Consider the following 17,133-nt stretch of genomic DNA (forward strand, 5'->3'; position numbering starts at 1 on the left):
ATTTACCTTTTAAATGAACGTTTGAACTAACTTAAAAAACGTCTTACTTATTAACTTTTCGTACTGCTGTTTCATTATGTTTAAACGGGTGAAAACTAGTCAGGAACGTCTGTAATTTGACGTACTTTCCACTCACCAAAAAGCGTTTGTGCTTGCTGATCTTCCGCAAACGCCAATACAACAGGGTGTCCGTAAAACATGCTTAACCGTTTAATATCAGAGAACTTTATGACGTTAAGATGAAAGGCACAGTGGCGTATTGACGCACCATGTCCAACAAACAATTTAATAAGAGACCTATTTTCTTCTGACGCTTTCCAAGACTGTAGATGATCAGCCACTCGTTGACCGGCTTGCATAAGCGATTCAGCGCCATCAAAAGGTAGACAATAATAGCTGTCTGATTTCCAGTTTTCTGGCGGTGTTTCAAAGCGCGGGTCCAAGGTCATAACTCGTTCTATTTCGTCGATTGACAAATTCGCCACAGCACCAACGCTGCGTTCACACAAAGCAGAATAAGAACGCACTTGTGGCTCGCCCTCAAAGTAATCCCCCAACTCTTCCATGTAGATAGACGCCGTTTGCCAAGCTCGAAGCAAGGTCGACGAATCAATCTCAGGGTTAAGCTTTGAACCCGTCTGCTTTAGCCATTCGCCAAAGGCGCGGGCTTGAAGACGCACTTCAAGTTCACCCTCTTTCGTTAAGGGAAAAGGCTGTAAGGCACTCGGCACATCCTTCAATTGTTCATAAGCACCGTGACGAATCAAAGCGATACGCATGTTGCTGCTCATATTTGTGGTCATAGCCATATTCATAGACTGTCCAGAGTTTCAATCAAATCGTAAGCTCGGTCGAAATCTATCTTGCCTGTTAGTCGATACACTTTTACATTCGCTAACTCATCACAATAATGCGCCACCGAATCAATGGCGTTTAAATCCGCAAATGAGCCTTTGCTGTCTTGATAAAAAGGTCCTGGACGTTTACGTAAACCTTCAATCACATCACCCTGTTTAGACAAATCAACAGGCTCTATTTGTGTCGGCTCTGAGCTATTTAGCGACCAGTCCAACATAATTAGGCGCGCTAAATTACCCGCTAACTGGACTCGGTTTGGACCGTAATCGTCTTCGATTTGTACGTCATATTTCTCTTCTAGTGACCAGAGTTCCCCTTGCGGCAATTCATGCAACGCCTGCTGGCGAGCTTCTGGCAAAATGTGACGCAATCGATCCGAGTGCAACAAGGTGCCAGGATTGACTCTCGGTAATTTTGCCAAGCCTATGGTTTGTGTTCCCTGCTCTGTTTTTTTCAACAAGATACGATCGTTGGTTAAAAAGTCCCGCTCTGAATTTTCCAAACAACGCAGCATCAAGGTAGATTTACCGCCGCCAGAACCAGCTGCAATGGCGGTAACCTCACCCTTTACACTAAAACCCGATGCGTGGCCCAAGGTAAAACCTTGGCGTAAATGATGATTAAGAAACTGGTTGTTGATGAAATTAATAATTTGCGCCAAATTGCTCGCACAAGGACCAACGGCAACCGTATTATCAGGTCGTTGTAAAAAGGCCATTCCGGTTTTGAATTTCTTAATCCAGCGACCGCCTTCAACGTCAAGAAAGCCTTCTTTTCGGCCTTGCTTACCGGCTTCTCTTGGCACTTCTAGCCAATCAAGTTCATTCCCAGCAATACTCTGTTCAATCACATATAAGTTCAGTGATGACGTCGCCACCGAGCCAATTTTTAAATAGCTTCGATAATAATCCGCTAAACCAGCGAGCAACATGGCTTCATTGGAATGAACGGTAATAGCCAAATCAGCAAACGTCAGTCGAACATCATGAATACAATGCTTTAACGCTTCATCAACATGGGGCAAATTTAATAATGTCTTAATCATGCTTTCGTGCCTTTCTTTGAATCAGATTCCTGTAAACCACTTTCTTTTAGTACACATTCCTTTAATACACATGCCTTCAAAACATAGTCCGCGTACACTTTAGCAGCATCGACGCCACAACCTTCTAATGCGCCTTTAAAACCGCCAAACGCCGAGACTTCAAACACCACTGGACCTTGATCTGTTAACGCGATGTCCACTGTGGTAAAGCTCAAGTCGTAGCAAGACTGTGCTCGACGACCTAATTCAATCAGTTCAGCATCTGGCTCAAACAATTCATAGCGCCCACCGCTGTTAATCGTTGTGTTCCAAGAATCGTCATTGCCGACTCGTGCATAGGTACAAAGGTATTCGCCGCCGACAAACACCATGCCCAAATCGCGACCATCTAATTTCACGGTTTGCTGAATATAATAAATAGACTGATTCTGACGATATTCTTCCAACGCATGACGAACAAATTCATCGCTGTCATCTTGAGTCAAAATGATCATGCCTCGCGCTTTGGTAGAATAAAGCGGCTTCAATATCGCAGAGCCAAACTCTCGAACAGTAAGAAACGCTTGTTCTAGATTTTCCGTAATGCGGGTTTTTGGCATCGGAATATTGCCTTGCTGCAAAGCTAAGGTACCGCTTAAACGGTTAATCAAATTACCGACACTTTGTGTCGGGCTGAACATTTTTACACCAGCACGTTCGGCATAGGACAACATGTGAATACGATCTTCTGTTGCTGGCGAATAAACCTCGCTGATTTTTTTGATAACCAGACCGTCTAAAGTCATTAGATCGAGATCTTGATACATCAGTTGTTGTGTATCTAAACGCAGCTCAACCTGATTCATATCGATCACAGCACGAAAACCTGTTTGCTCTTCTAAGCGATCGGCTAACACTTCTGTAGACCATTTCCCTGGGATGCCAATGACCCCAATTTTTGGCTTATTCAACATAAAGATCCTTGAGTGGTAAAGTAAATGTCTGAGTGTCTTCTGGCGATAATTTTGCTAAACGCTCTAATAAATACCGAGCGCGTAAATGCATTCGAGAAGCCAGTTTTTTATCAAAAATAAAACGTGTGGAAGTGGCAAAAGATCGCGCTAGACCAGCGGCTAAACGTACTTCAAAGGTAGTATCTTGCTGACGGTTCGCAAAGCGACGTCCAAATTGGTAAATCTCTTTCGCGCTTTCCATCATCTTCTGCCGAGTCACGCCACTTAATACCTGCAACCGATAAATCGACACCATGAGCACAGACAAATCCTGCACATAATCGAAGTAAGATGCGCGATGTAAATCGATGAAATAAACACGTTTTTCTATAGCATCATAAATCAGGTTATCAACATTAAAGTCGCCGTGAGTCAGCACAGAAAAGGGCGCTCGCCACTGGGTTTCTTGTTTCGATATTTTACGAATCAGTACATCAAAACTTGGGCTTACATAACCACAAATGCGCTCTTCGTCTTTGAAAAATTCAGGATGCACTTTGCGACTATCACCAATGCGCTTTTGCAATTGCTGCATGAAATTCGCGGCGCAAGACTCTTCCGTTAACGTGGTTTTCCAGGTTTGATTCAGGGTTTTAAAAAGCACTTTAAGTGCCGCTTTCACACCGTCTTGATCGCCATCTAACAGCAAGGCTTCTAAGGTTTTCCCTGGAATGTGTTCGATCAATAAAGAGGATTGTTCGTCTGCCATGCCGGTTTGCGATAACACACTCGGCGCAAGTCTTGGGTCAATGTCGCGCCAATGGTTTACGCCTGCCACTTCTTCTTCGATCTTGGCTCGGTCGCCTTCCTTGTAAACCGCCAAAATCTCTTTACCAGATTCGCTTTTATGGGAAATGGCAGCAATGGCGCTACCAGATCGAGTTAAAGCTAAACGCCTGACTTTTAAATCTCTTAAGTCATAATTCAGATTGGCAGCGCTGTCTAATAAGTGAGGGTAATTCTGCAAGGTCGCAACTTGGCCAAGATCCGCTTTGATTAAGGCTTCAGCCACCACACTTAGTTGTTCGATCAATCGCTTTAAACTGACGTTGCTGAGAATCGCCGCTCTGAGCTCGTCATCACTCAAGGTCTGTTTTGCTTGCAGGGTCAGTGTTTGCAAATCGTTGTATTGCGTAAGCAATTTATGCGTGCGACGTCCAAGTTTGATGCCTGTACGACGACGATTTTCACCCACACCGACTTTTACTAGATTCAAAGCACGAGCAATACGTTTTATCAGCTTGCGACAGTCTTGACTCGCTGGGTGCTTATAAGGCGTTTCTAACGTACCTTCTCGGATACAATCAAAGCAATTCTGAGTGAGCATTTCCAACGCGATAACAAGAGAATGCATACCTCGAACTTGAGCATGAAATTTGGTTCGAGATTTTCGGCTGTCTAATAAACGCGCCGTTTCAATATCCACTTTTTCACGCAGCGTTTGCACATAACCTCTACGACCACGAATCCGCGGCAGTAGCTCAGTTGAGTTCGATTTAAAAAACAACTCAACAAGGTGACAGTGCGTTTCAACTTCATTCAAGAGAAAATACACATGCTCTTGAAGCGTTGATAAAGAAAGAACTGAAGACATAACACCTTTCACATCAATAGGGTGCCTTTTACTATACCTAAGCAAAACAACATCTAAGTGACAGTTCTGTGACGGTTAGATGACAGTGAAAAGTCAGGCATTCTCTACTGACTGACAACAATCGATTAAACATGACTTTGTTATGGAAATATCGGTACTATCAATGAGTACACACGATTAGGGTTAAGGACGCTAAAAAATGACGATTGACTTTAAAAATAAAATTCGCCCACACCGTTCATTCAACAGACTAAATTTTGATGAGCACAACCAAGACCTTTCAATTTTTGAAAGTGATCGTGGTCGCATTATTAACTCTGCCGCCATTCGTCGTTTACAACAAAAAACCCAAGTATTTCCTCTGGAGCGCAACGCCGCGGTACGCAGCCGACTTACCCACTCCATGGAAGTACAGCAAGTGGGTCGTTTCATCAGCCAACAAATATTTAAGAATCTCAACCCAGAAAAACGAGCAATGTATGGTCTAACTGATTTAGATCGCCAGTTTGAATCCATCGTTGAAATGTCCTGTTTGATGCACGACGTTGGCAACCCATCCTTTGGTCATTTTGGTGAAGGCGCTATCAATCAATGGTTCAGTGATCACATTCCTTCTCTGTTAGAAGATAAAAGAAAAAAACAGACCTTTCAGACACAACACAAGCACTTCAACCTATCATCACCGATATCTGTAACTTTGAAGGCAATGCACAAGCGCTACGAATCGTACATACCTTGCAAACCTTAAATCTCACTTACACGCAAATGTCTGGCATCATCAAATACACGCGCCGAGCCGACCAAGCGAAACCAAAGAAAGAAGACGAGGATCCGAAAAGCTACCTTAAAAAGAAAGCCGGTTACTACCTCAGCGAAACACCTATTATCAATACCATCAACTCAACACTGAATATTCAAGAAGGTTGCCGCTCCCCTTTTACTTACGTCATGGAAGCCGCAGACGATATCTCTTACTGCATCGCCGACATCGAAGACGCCATAGAAAAGGGCATTTTAAAGTTTGACGAATTGCTCGACAAACTCAAAGAAACCTACAATGAAATTGTCGATAGCAGCGAGTTCGATATTAAAGAAAGTGAACAGAATTTAATGGGGAAACTAATAGAAGATAATATACGCCGCTATAAAGTGACCAACATAGAAGGCGATTTTTTTGTACCGTTTCGCGTAGCAATAAACACTCGTGCGGTGAGCCATGCCAGCAAGCAATTCATCGACAACATAGATGCGGTTTTCCATGGCCATTACAACCAAGCATTAGTGGAAGATTTTAGCGGCACTCATGCGCTCCTAGAAACGCTAAAATCTGTGGCCTTTAATCATGTGTTCTGTGCACCTGAAGTTCAAAAACAAGAGCTGCAAGGTTATCGAATCATTACTGGGCTATTAGATATCTACAAACCTCTCTTAGCGTTAGACAGTCAAACCTTCACAGCCATTATCAATGGAGAAGACAAAACGCACCTTTACCAAACACGCCTGAGTAACAAGTTATCGAGCAAATACGTCGCAGCGTACAAAACCGCCTTAAAAAACCTAATATCATTCAAACAACATTTTGAAGGTACCGAACTGCATAGCTTATCTGACAATGCGTGGGAGTTTTACTTCCGTTGCCGCCTAATTCAAGATTACATCAGCGGCATGACGGACCAATTCGCCTACGACGAATACCGCGCCTTACACGTCATCGAGAATTAGGAAAATAATGTGACTGACTCAAAGAAACGCTGCGCATGGGCGGATTCCGCTCCGGACTTTCCCCATTACCATGATCATGAATGGGGCTTTCCTGTTGCTGATGATCAGCGCTTGTTTGAAAAGCTCTGCTTGGAAACCTTCCAATCTGGCTTGAGCTGGCGAACCATACTCACCAAACGAGAAAACTTTCGTCTTGCCTTTCATCAATTTGATATCAATAAAGTTGCTCAGTTCAATGACAAAAATATAGAGATATTACTTAATGACGCGAGAATTGTCCGTAATATACGCAAAATTTACGCAGTAATAAACAATGCAAAACGGGCGCAAGAAATGATTGCCAAAGAAGGCTCTCTTGCGGCGTTTCTATGGCGCTACGAACCAGATGAAAACACCTTGCCACCACCAGAAACACAAACCACATGTAAAGAATCTATCGCCTTATCTAAAGACTTGAAGAAGCTCGGCTGGACTTTCGTTGGCCCAACGACACTTTACGCCTTCATGCAATCCATGGGGCTTATCAATGACCACGCCGAGCATTGTTTTATGCGAAAAAAAATAGACACAGCGAGAAAGGAATTTCAAAGACCTTAAAGCAAAAATAAGAGGAAGAAACCATGATTAAAAAAGTCGGCAATACAGATATTCAACTCAAGCACAAAGCGACTTGTCACTGTGGATCAGTGGAATTAGAACTAACTTTACCAGAAGGCATTGTCGACCCGAGACGTTGTGATTGTTCTCTTTGTCGCCGTAAAGGTGCGATCGTTGGTTCAATCGAATTAAAGAACCTACGTGTAGTCAAAGGTCATGATGTTTTAAAACTTTACCAATTTAACACCAAGATTGCGAAACACTACTTTTGCTCGAACTGCGGTATTTATACTCATCACCAACGCCGATCTTCACCAAATATATATGGTTACAATATTGGGTGTTTGGAAGGAGTCAATCCATTTGATCTTGGCGAGGTCGTCGTCAGCGATGGCGTTAATCACCCAGCAGATAGATAAACAAGATCCATGTTCTGTGCTTAAAACCCAGTAATTTAAGCACTTTTAATTAATGAAGGTATATCGCCCTATCACCACTAAACAATCTACTCGGACTGGAATTTCTTCAATATTAAAGTCATTGAAACAATGAACATTGATTACTGAAGTAAATATTAATCACTTAACAAAGCCGCCGCACTGCCGCATACCGTCATGATGAAGAGGAACCATTTAAGGTGATTCGGATTGGCTTTGATCGCCATTTTTACGGCAAGATATGAGCCTAACATGGTGCCAGACGCGAGGATCAATCCGGGAATCCACAGAATTTGATCGTTCCAAATAAAGACGCCAAGCGCTAATGCGGTAAAGCCGAGTGTACAGACCATTTTTAACGCGTTAGTACGCACTAAGTCATAACGCAATGTTCCTGCTAGCGCCGCAATCAAAATGAACCCAACGCCCGCTTGCACAAAACCACCGTAAACACCGGCGATAAATAAAGCGATCCATGCACTCGGTTTTTCTCTTACTTTAAATGGAATCGTACCTTCTGGCGGTGCAATCATGGCAGGACGAATAATCATGATGAGCGTCATACCTATCATCGCGCTCAGCAATAATGGTTTCAGCCAAGCTTCTGGTGCATAACTAGCAGCGAAAGCCCCAACAACGCCCCCCGCTAATGAAGGAATCATCACTGGCATGATGTCAACGGTATCCAGTTTTTTGGCTTTGCGGAAGCCAAAGGTTGCCGTGACGTTTTGCAGAAAGACACCAACACGGTTTGTGGCGTTAGCTATGTCTGCTGGCATTCCCATTACCATCAAAGCAGGCAAGGTTAAGTTAGAACCACCACCAGCTAAAGTGTTAATAATACCGGCAACAAACCCTGTGCCCATCAACAAAGCCACAGTAAATAAACTGTAATCCATAACATCGCCCTTAAACAGCTAAATACGAGTCAGAAGAAAATCCAAAGAGGGCGAATGATAAGTAAAAATCCACAGACAAACAAAAGATTATTTCTGCCGCCACGATACGCTTTTAATAAAATGCCTCATAAAAATACTCGTCCAGTTTTCGGTTGTCGTTTTTTAGCCTAATGGCTTAACCTTAGATTATTGGGTGTTGTATTCCATAACACAGAGAAAATGCTAACGAGTATGTCTATGTTAATCACTGATGAAAAATTAACTGATGATTATTATCAGGCGTTGATAAACCGTACATCGAGTTATGTTGGTGTGTTTTTTGTGGGCGTGACAACCACGTCGATTTTTTGTATCGCTACCTGTCGTGCCCGCAAACCCAAACGTGAAAATGTGTTGTTTTATACTCACTTTAAAGATGCGATGGACGCGGGTTTTCGTCCTTGCAAAGTTTGTCGACCTACCGAAAATGCCCATGAAGCACCCCATGAAGTACAAGTCGCGATGGATCTTGTGCGAGATTGCACCAAAGCAAAAATCACCGATGAGCAACTTGTTGAAGCAGGCATTCGTCCTATTTTTTTACGACGTTGGTTTAACCAGCATTACGGCATGACGTTTCAAACCTTCCAGCGTATGTACCGCATCAATTATGCTTTCCAAGAATTAAAAAATGGTAAAACAGCGACCAACACAGCGTTAGATTCAGGCTACGACTCTTTGAGTGGTTTCGGTTACACTTTTAAAAAGCTGTTGGGCCATTCGCCCACGCTAAATTTGGAGAACCCAGTGATTTTAATCGATAGACTCACCACGCCTATTGGCCCCATGTTTGTATGCGCCTCAGACGACGGAATTTGCCTTTTAGAGTTTGTAGATCGCCGTATGCTTGAAACAGAATTCGAAGACCTACAGCGTCGTCTAAAAGCGCCTATCGTGGCAGGCGAAAATATCCACACTAAGCAGCTGAAAAAAGAGCTAGACGAGTATTTCCTCGGCCAACGAAAAGACTTCACGGTGAAACTTCATACACCGGGAACAGACTTCCAAAACTCTGTTTGGAAAGCTTTATGTGATATTCCTTTTGCTACTACCGCAAGCTACCAAGAACAAGCCACTCGATTGAACAACCCGAAAGCCGTTCGCGCGGTGGCAAGAGCCAATGGCATGAACCGTATTGCCATCATTATTCCTTGTCATAGAGTCATTGGAAAAGACGGTAGTTTAACGGGATACGCTGGCGGATTAGAGCGCAAACGCTGGTTATTGGATCATGAAGCGGCTCACGCTTCGTGACCGAATTAAGAAGTACGATTTTGAGCAAAAAAAACGTCAGAAAAACAGGTTACAAAATGTATCCCTGAACAAGCAATCTATTGAATGTATAAAGGATGTGTCAGGGCTCTGTAATTTACTTATTGATTCGGCCTTATGGGCTTGAAATGACGCTTCAGCAAGGCCATCTTGTGCACTTTATTGAATGCATAAAGATGGAATTCACCCATGACTACTAACATTGTTGCTGTCTATGGAACCCTTCGCGAGGGTTTAAACAATCATAAGTTAATCGCTGGATGTAAACGTATTGGGTTAGGTTGGTTAACAGGATTTCGCATGTACAACTTAGGCGACTTCCCCGGCATTATTCCTACCCATGACGAAAGCGGACGAATCCGTGTGGAGTGGTACGATGTGTCCGACGAAATTTTGGAAGAACTCGATCGCCTTGAAGGCTTCAACCCAGAATCCATAAAAACCTCGTTATTTCTTCGCAAGCGTGTATTTTCACCCTATGGCCGAGGTTGGATTTATATATACAATCAACCATTAAGCAGTGCGCCTTATATGGAAGCTGGCGACTGGGAACGTTTCAGTCGTAATGCTATGTATTTTCAAGAAGCACAAGCGGTGTAGGCGAAACCTGAGGCGTTTGAGAGCTTTGTAAATTAGCAATCCTTGTCACACTGGACTTTACTTGTGCTTCACTTGTTAAAAAACCAAACCGTACAACAAAATGTTTTGATTCTCCCGCTGCTATCACAGGCACTAAGTTTAAACTCCTTTGATAAGAGCGATTGTAGGCGAAGCTCGTTCCTGGCTCGATTCCTACTACGTAACCTTGCTCCAGTGTGTCTGTATTTTTCCAAACACTAAGCACTGGCAAGGTCTCTGTCTGATAACTTACCTCAATACCTTTATTTGCCCTTTCATTATGTAACAAAGCATGTGAAAAACCTTCTGCATCAGTGATAGGGCGAACATTGAAAACCATTTCATCAAAGTCTTTAGTTGGCTCTGGCATTGAGTTCCAGTCATGCAAGCCACCAGCAGCATAATCATTAAAAGGAGACAACTCTGCCACAGGCACGTGCAATTTCGAACCACTTTCGAGAATCGGCTGAGCGAAATTATTGTGATAGATAGCTTGGTATTCTCGCGGATAACTGCCTTTATTCGTCAGAATATCTTCGATTGTGAGATAAGGGTTGTCTGGAGTCAGTGACAAGGTAGTTTGTAATTCAAAGTTTGTAGACTTGAAACGTTTTTCATCAACTCGACCACGTAATGTAACGCGGTAAGGCGGAGTTTGCTCTACTTCTAGAATGACTTCATCTGCTGGTGTATTTTGGATACGGCCATGTAAAGTTAGAAACTCATCGCCATCTTGTCCTGGGTGCCCAGTCCATTGATAACCACAACGAACAACCATTTCATTAAAGCCATCTAACCACCCTGTACCACTAGACGCTTCTTGGTTGATAAAATTCGGATGAACAATGTCTTTAACAGGGGAATCCCAACCAAAGTGAACATCATGCCGCACCACATCCAACACAGCCATTCCTCGCGTTGGTACAATACGTACAACAGAATCACCTACAACCAAGGTAATCAAACGAGAACCAGCTTGCTTACCGCCAATTAGACACGTTTGCTGGACACGAATTGGAATCTCTTTAGGTAAACCCATTAATTCAGCAGAAAGAGATAAATTAGCGACATCGACATGTTGTTGGCTACTAAGCAATACAAGTTGGAACATGGAGCTTCTCCAAATAAAAGTTGCTCCATGCTAACTTGAGATTAGGTTAATGGCTATATAGTAAAAACCATTCGGGTTAAAAATCCCCCGGTGCGCACTGCAAACATGTCAGTCCTAATTTACGCCATCCTGCAACCACTGCGTCTCGATCATCTAATACAAGCCAAGGTAAAAAGCCATCATCATGAATTTTCTGTAGAAGTTCTTTTTTCACCTCTTCATCTGGCACTTCATCCGCATTTTCAGGGCGTAGGTAAACGCCATCGAAAGGCACGTTATACTGTTGCATCCACTCTATAGAATGCTGTTTATGGGATTCAGGACGACCGCTACAAATCAAAATAGATTGGCCTTGCAGCTTTAAAATAGTGACTAAACGCAGTATGTTTTCGATCACAGGGGCATTTTTCATATGTTCGAAAAACGGATCCCAATGCTTCTCTGCACCTAGTACCCAATGGGCAACTTGAGTGTGGTCGAATTCTGCAAGTGTGCCATCTAAGTCAACAATAACGGCGTGTTTGGTCATATTGAATTTCCTTTAAGGGGAGTTATTTTCCAACCACCATCATCTTGGTTGGGTATGAAAGATATAGGTGAGACATTGCCAATTCTTGGGCAATAAGGGGTACCGTTAATCACATTATTCAACACTCGGTAAACGCCTGAATGAGCAATAATGAGCGGTTGCGGATATTGTTCTAAAATATCGTTTAGTGCACTGATGATTCGGGTCTCAAAATCGTCCCAAGACTCACCATTCGGTGGTGTCACCTCATAAGGCAACTGTTGCTCTATCGGGCAACCTTCTAAATCTCCCCAATCCCGCTCTTTAAGCTGTTCATAAGGGGTTATCATCTGATTAGGTACCGCATAGAAAGCGGTTCTCTGAGTTCGTTGCAAAGTGCTAGTCGCTACAACACTCCATTTATTGCGGTGTAAATCGTTATTTAAAACATCTCCTAGAATCGACTCTGCACTTTTTGCCTGTTCAATGCCCTGCTCACTCAGTGGGCTGTCTGTGAAACCACCAATAAGATGAGCTGCATTGAATGTGCTTTGGGCATGGCGGGCAAACACGAATGGTTTACGAATTAATGTCATACGTTTTCTCAATATAAGTTTGTGACGTGACACTTGGACCAAGCGCTGTTTGCCACTCTTGTAGGTCTTTCATGCCATGAAAAAGAGGAACGCACGTATCACAGCCCAAATGATTAATAAGGCGTTTTAAGTCTTGTTTACGTGGATGTACATTCCAACGTACAAAGTGCGCCTTATCTTCACTGACCGCTTGTCGAGCATGCTCAGGAAGGTGGCCTGTATAAACGGGCAAATAGGTTTCTGGTTGAAGTAGTAAATCTGCAGCTATACCACTAACACCATCAGGGTCACCACATAAGATAACTTTCGTATTGAGGTCAAACTGTCTGCCTTTAAGGCGCTCTAATACGGGTCTAGTGTCAGCACATATTCCTTCCATTGGTGACGCCAAGGCCGTTTCTGCTGACAAACAATCTTCACCCAAAGTCCAATCATGAAAGTCTAAAGACGTTAACCAACAAGCTATCTCTAACGCTCGCCCAGTTTGGGGAACTGGCATGACCAAGGATTTTTCTTCCTTTAAAAAACTCAGTAGTGACTGCTTACCTTCCTCTAAGCTGTTGTCATATAAGCCATAAGACGCATCAAGTAGAGCGATTTTTGCTTTCGGTGGCATTGTGAAAGGGTATAAGGTTGACTCCAAGCTAAAATCTCCACTGTAGTAAATACCTTCCCCAATATTTAAATGTAACCACACACCACCAAAAGAATGCCCTGCAGATCCTGTGGTCACTTCAATACCTTCAATTAAGGTCATGCCACCAACAGGTAACGTTTGAAGGTTAAGATGTGTTGGTAATAATTTTTGTACCTCTTGAGTGGCATAAACGGGGACGTTGCCATCAACATCAAGTAAACCTCCCATGTGATCTTGATGATCATGAGATATTAAAATTGCGTCTAGGTTTTTCGGCTGATTCCAGCCTTTGTCTTCACCCACTTCTAATGCGCCACCCGCATCTAATAAAAGACGTATTTCGCGTGACTCATGGGAAGCTTGATAAGTGACTAAAATTGCAGCCGCTGTTTTGCGACCTGCTCCGCTGAGAATATCAATGCTAACCTTCATGATTCACTCTCAAGCGACCAAGCTTGCTCAAGGCGAATATGATGTGGACTATTGATTGTCATAGGCACATCACTATAAGTAAGCAGTTTCTGTCCATCTTCCAGTGTTAACTCGATATCATATCTCTCTCCACGAAAGATGCAGTTATCTACTGTCACAACAATGGAGAAAGCATCAGCAGGTACAAAGCGAATATCTTGAGGACGAACAAGCACTGAACTAAAAACCTGTTCAGAAGAATATCTTTTGATCAGATCATGTAAGTCTGTGCTATTAACATATTGTTGTGGGGCAATTTCACTCACCTTCAATACAGAGCCGCGGCCTATAAAATTTGCTAACCAAGTATTTTTCGGCGTGGCATAAAGCGCCTGAGGCGTACCCCATTGCACTAATTCCCCCTTGTTCAATACGGCAATGCGATCGGCAAGTGACATGGCTTCGGACTGGTCATGGGTCACATACACGATAGTCGCACCAGTACGTTTATGGAAAGCACGGAAAGTTTCTTCCATTTTTGCACGTAAATGCCGGTCTAGATTGGCAAGTGGCTCATCAAACAACACCACATCAGGTTCAGTAACCAGACTACGGGCAAGTGCCACACGCTGTCGTTGTCCACCACTAAGCTGGGCTGGTAATCGATCAGCATATTCCTCAAGCTGGACAATTTCTAAAGCCTCTTGAATACGTTTGTTCCGCTCAACTAAATTGATCTTTTGTACCTTCAGCGGGTAACCTACATTGTCTTTTACACTCATATGTGGCCAAAGAGCATAGGATTGAAAGACCATGCCAAAGTTTCTGTCTTCCGTTGCCACATGATGCTTGTTACTCGAAAGGCAAATTTCTCCATGAGTAATTTGCCCATCAGAAACAGGTTCAAACCCAGCCAACATTCTTAGAATAGTGGACTTACCGCAACCGCTTGGACCAAGTAATGCAACAAATTCACCCGGTTCAATTGTAAGATTTAGATTATTTACAACAGCTTCACCGTTAAATGACTTATGAAGATTTTCTAATATTAATCGTGCCATGGGATAACTCCTTTTGGCAGTCGAGGGGCAAATAAGCTCAGTAAACTCATTAACCCAGCCACCAGCATGACAACCAGCACAGCAATGGCAGAAGCAAGCACACTGTCACCACTTTCATCTAGGTTAAAAATTAAAACCCCTAAAGTTTCGTTTCCTGCACTCCACAATAAAGCGGAAACCGTCAGCTCATTTATCGAGATAAGAAAAACCAATAAACCACCAGCAAAAAAGGCCGGCGCAGTAAGGGGCAGAATAATATCGATCAGTCGCTTAATTGGTCGTGCACCGGCGAGTTGAGCCGCTTCTTCTAAGGCAGGATCAAGTTGCGACATGGCGCTTAATACAGGCTTCAAGCAGACACTCAAAAAACAAGAAAGGTAGGCTAAGAAAATAATGCCTAAAGTGCCGTACAGGCTGACTTCGATAAACGGCAGAGGTTTGGCAAATAACAAAATAAAGGCGATCGCTAAAACAATCCCAGGAATGGCATAAGGCACTTCGATCAGACTAGCTATTACTGCTCTTGTACGCATTGGCAAGCGCATCAAGAGATAACCTAATGGCAAGGAAACAATCATCAAGACAAAAGCACTTGCAAAGGCAAGAAACACACTGTTTTCAAAAGCTCGTTTGGTTACTCCCTGACGACTAATCATTTCGTGAAAAGCGGAGAATGTCAGTGTATCTAGGGTTAAAGGCATACCTAAAGCAGGCACCAAAGAACTCACGATCAAAGCGAATAATGGCGCAACTAGAATGAAACACAGAATCACGGCAAGCAATAACTCAAGAGGTAAACGCCAACGCTTCAGATGGAAAGAAATAGACCGAGCCGTATGTCCTAGCAGGGCATAACGACTGCGCTGTTGTAACCATTGCTGTAATAACATACCCGCCAATACTAATAGGGCTATGATCATCGACAGACCCGCTACTTGGCTCAGCATGTCGTTACCAAAACCTGCCATTTGCTGATAAATCAAGGTTGGCAAAACAATGTAACCAGCAGGAATACCGAGCATGGCGGGAATACCAAAATTTCCCAACGAAGAAACAAACGCCAACGCGGCACCAGCCACAATAGCACTACGACAAAGGGGGACGATGATATCAACCCAAACACGAAACGGAGATGCTTTTGCTAATTGTGCTGCTTCCAATAAATCTTGTGGTAGCGCAATAAGCTGAGTTCGAAGAGCAAGATAAACTAATGGTGCACTTTGAATCCCTAACAACAAGGCAATGCCTTCTGCAGAGTACATTGGCTGAGGGCTACCTAATGCAGGCGCAATACCAAATGTATTTAAGATAGGACTTGCTGGCCCAAACAACTGCAACCAACTCAATGCCGTTACTTGGGGCGGAATCATCATAGGCAACATAAAGCAGAATACCCAAACTGCACGGCCTCGAATATTCGTTAACGTGGTAACAAAACCGAAACCACAGCCTAAAACAACAGCAATTAAGGTACCTAAACCTGAAGTGTAAAAACTATTTTTTAGCGCAATCCAAGTTCGTTCACTACGTAAGACTTCTGCCAAAGGTGACGACGCAGACAAGGTAACCTGACTTAGTGCCTCCACAAGCAAACGTAAACTCGGCACAACACTTAACGCTGCAATTAAGACGAACAATCCTATGGATAACCAGCGAAGCTGGCTATCCATAGAAGGTCTATCTATAAAACGCGCTTTAATCAAAGAAGGGGTCATATCGCTTAACCTTCAAAGATCTTGCTGAAACGGGCTTTATTTGCCTCATTATTCTCTAGGGTTTTCGCTGCATCAAAAGGCATTAAACGAATTGCCTCACGTTTAGGGAAACCTGTTGGTACACCAATATCACCACGAGCAGGCAAGTAGCCTTGCTCCAATACCAACTGCTGACCCTCTTTCGACAAGAGGAAATCAACAAAACGTTTTGCGGCAGCTTTATTTTTCGCGCCCTTCATAATGGCAACGGGCTCAGTCACCATACTTACACCGGTTTTAGGGAAAACAAATTCAATCGGTGAGCCTTTAGCCGCTTCTCGAATGGCTAAGAAATCAACAATGACGCCATAAGGCTTAGTACCTGAAGCTACCGCTTTTAGTACACCGCCGTTACCACCTTGAGCTTTCACTTGGTTCGTATGTAATTGCTCGTAGTAATTCCAACCTAGCGTTTTTTCATCTGTTAACGTCGCAAGATGGATTAGAGCGGCACCAGAATATAGAGGACTTGGCATTGCTACTTGATTTTTATAGGCCGGTTTTATGAAGTCAGACCAATCCGTTGGCGATTGCGGTGCATTTTTATGATGAACAATGCCAGTCGTAATCAGTTTGGTTCCATAATAATAGCCTTTGTCACTGTACAAGCTATCTTCATATTTTGTTCGATTGGGGCTTAAGTATGCTTCCAGATAACCATCTGACACCATAGATTCCATAGTAACACTGTCAGCAATTAGCAGAACATCAGGCTTCACAACACCAGAAGACAATTCTGCTCGTAGTTTGGTCATCAATTTAGTCGTGCCGTCACGAACCCACTCAACTTTAATATTAGGGTTAGCTGCCTCAAAAGCATCTACCGTCATTTGTGCGTCTTTGTTTGGTTGACTCGTGTACAGAGTCAATACATCTTGAGCTTGCACAGATAATGGGAAAGCAAGGGCTGCTGCGCATATCAATAAAGTCTTCTTCATGGTCATTGGGAAACTCTCTTTTTGATAAGTGAGCTGCAACAATA

The 17,133-nt window shown here is 43.2% G+C and carries 18 protein-coding genes; 6 read left to right on the forward strand and 12 right to left on the reverse strand.

Annotated features, from left to right (window positions below):
• Positions 1-95 precede the first annotated feature (95 nt).
• The 4 genes from AC0L3Y_RS05065 to AC0L3Y_RS05080 are packed head-to-tail and all read right to left on the reverse strand — an operon-like array spanning position 96 to position 4,489.
• A complete protein-coding gene (locus tag AC0L3Y_RS05065) occupies positions 96-803 on the reverse strand; it encodes a histidine phosphatase family protein (RefSeq protein WP_473469537.1) in 708 nt (235 codons plus the stop codon).
• An 8-nt stretch (positions 804-811) separates the two neighbouring features.
• Positions 812-1,903 carry an HprK-related kinase B gene (locus tag AC0L3Y_RS05070; RefSeq protein WP_473469539.1) on the reverse strand — a complete coding sequence of 364 codons (1,092 nt, stop codon included), beginning with the start codon at positions 1,901-1,903 and terminating at the stop codon, positions 812-814.
• Positions 1,900-2,856 (reverse strand): GAK system ATP-grasp enzyme, encoded by a 957-nt coding sequence (locus tag AC0L3Y_RS05075; RefSeq protein ID WP_473469541.1) that lies wholly within the window; start codon positions 2,854-2,856, stop codon positions 1,900-1,902. The genes AC0L3Y_RS05070 and AC0L3Y_RS05075 overlap by 4 nt, the downstream gene beginning before the upstream one ends.
• A complete protein-coding gene (locus tag AC0L3Y_RS05080; RefSeq protein WP_473469544.1) occupies positions 2,846-4,489 on the reverse strand; it encodes a phosphotransferase in 1,644 nt (547 codons plus the stop codon). The genes AC0L3Y_RS05075 and AC0L3Y_RS05080 overlap by 11 nt, the downstream gene beginning before the upstream one ends.
• Positions 4,490-4,688: 199 nt before the next feature.
• Here AC0L3Y_RS05080 and dgt (AC0L3Y_RS05085) point away from each other — a divergent pair, with 199 nt between their 5' ends.
• From dgt (AC0L3Y_RS05085) to AC0L3Y_RS05100, 4 genes are read left to right on the forward strand one after another with little or no spacing between them, the layout of a single operon-like run.
• On the forward strand, positions 4,689-5,237 hold the full coding sequence (gene dgt / locus AC0L3Y_RS05085; RefSeq protein ID WP_473469546.1) for a dGTP triphosphohydrolase: 549 nt from the start codon (positions 4,689-4,691) through the stop codon (positions 5,235-5,237).
• Positions 5,177-6,211, forward strand: coding sequence for a dGTP triphosphohydrolase (dgt, locus tag AC0L3Y_RS05090; protein ID WP_473470590.1), 1,035 nt, complete (start codon positions 5,177-5,179; stop codon positions 6,209-6,211). The genes dgt (AC0L3Y_RS05085) and dgt (AC0L3Y_RS05090) overlap by 61 nt, the downstream gene beginning before the upstream one ends.
• Positions 6,212-6,220: 9 nt before the next feature.
• Positions 6,221-6,808 (forward strand): DNA-3-methyladenine glycosylase I, encoded by a 588-nt coding sequence (locus AC0L3Y_RS05095; protein ID WP_473469548.1) that lies wholly within the window; start codon positions 6,221-6,223, stop codon positions 6,806-6,808.
• Between the two features lie 23 nt (positions 6,809-6,831).
• Entirely contained in the window at positions 6,832-7,227 is a 396-nt protein-coding gene (locus AC0L3Y_RS05100; protein WP_473469550.1) for a GFA family protein, read from the forward strand.
• Between the two features lie 155 nt (positions 7,228-7,382).
• Here AC0L3Y_RS05100 and AC0L3Y_RS05105 read toward each other — a convergent pair whose 3' ends face one another.
• Positions 7,383-8,144 (reverse strand): sulfite exporter TauE/SafE family protein, encoded by a 762-nt coding sequence (locus AC0L3Y_RS05105; RefSeq protein ID WP_473469552.1) that lies wholly within the window; start codon positions 8,142-8,144, stop codon positions 7,383-7,385.
• Positions 8,145-8,381: 237 nt separating this feature from the next.
• On the opposite strand from AC0L3Y_RS05105, the gene AC0L3Y_RS05110 reads away from it, so the two are divergent.
• Positions 8,382-9,437 (forward strand): bifunctional transcriptional activator/DNA repair enzyme AdaA, encoded by a 1,056-nt coding sequence (locus AC0L3Y_RS05110; RefSeq protein ID WP_473469554.1) that lies wholly within the window; start codon positions 8,382-8,384, stop codon positions 9,435-9,437.
• Positions 9,438-9,644: 207 nt separating this feature from the next.
• On the forward strand, positions 9,645-10,055 hold the full coding sequence (locus tag AC0L3Y_RS05115) for a gamma-glutamylcyclotransferase family protein (RefSeq protein ID WP_473469556.1): 411 nt from the start codon (positions 9,645-9,647) through the stop codon (positions 10,053-10,055).
• Here the strand turns inward: AC0L3Y_RS05115 and AC0L3Y_RS05120 are convergent.
• From AC0L3Y_RS05120 to AC0L3Y_RS05150, 7 genes are all read right to left on the reverse strand, one after another.
• On the reverse strand, positions 10,024-11,184 hold the full coding sequence (locus AC0L3Y_RS05120; protein WP_473469558.1) for an aldose 1-epimerase family protein: 1,161 nt from the start codon (positions 11,182-11,184) through the stop codon (positions 10,024-10,026). The genes AC0L3Y_RS05115 and AC0L3Y_RS05120 overlap by 32 nt on opposite strands.
• Before the next feature lie 76 nt (positions 11,185-11,260).
• Positions 11,261-11,713, reverse strand: coding sequence for a phosphatase domain-containing protein (locus AC0L3Y_RS05125; RefSeq protein WP_473469560.1), 453 nt, complete (start codon positions 11,711-11,713; stop codon positions 11,261-11,263).
• Positions 11,710-12,288: a histidine phosphatase family protein gene (locus tag AC0L3Y_RS05130; RefSeq protein WP_473469562.1), complete on the reverse strand. Its 579-nt coding sequence runs from the start codon at positions 12,286-12,288 to the stop codon at positions 11,710-11,712. The genes AC0L3Y_RS05125 and AC0L3Y_RS05130 overlap by 4 nt, the downstream gene beginning before the upstream one ends.
• Positions 12,272-13,357, reverse strand: coding sequence for an MBL fold metallo-hydrolase (locus tag AC0L3Y_RS05135; RefSeq protein WP_317005652.1), 1,086 nt, complete (start codon positions 13,355-13,357; stop codon positions 12,272-12,274). The genes AC0L3Y_RS05130 and AC0L3Y_RS05135 overlap by 17 nt, the downstream gene beginning before the upstream one ends.
• Complete coding sequence (locus AC0L3Y_RS05140; RefSeq protein WP_317005651.1) at positions 13,354-14,397, reverse strand: ABC transporter ATP-binding protein; 1,044 nt, start codon at positions 14,395-14,397, stop codon at positions 13,354-13,356. Before AC0L3Y_RS05140 ends, AC0L3Y_RS05135 begins: the two co-directional genes overlap by 4 nt.
• Positions 14,385-16,067 (reverse strand): ABC transporter permease, encoded by a 1,683-nt coding sequence (locus AC0L3Y_RS05145; protein WP_473470591.1) that lies wholly within the window; start codon positions 16,065-16,067, stop codon positions 14,385-14,387. Before AC0L3Y_RS05145 ends, AC0L3Y_RS05140 begins: the two co-directional genes overlap by 13 nt.
• Positions 16,068-16,117: 50 nt before the next feature.
• Positions 16,118-17,095, reverse strand: coding sequence for an ABC transporter substrate-binding protein (locus tag AC0L3Y_RS05150; RefSeq protein WP_473469566.1), 978 nt, complete (start codon positions 17,093-17,095; stop codon positions 16,118-16,120).
• Positions 17,096-17,133 lie beyond the last annotated feature (38 nt).

The sequence above is a fragment of the Marinomonas sp. GJ51-14 genome (assembly GCF_055808695.1).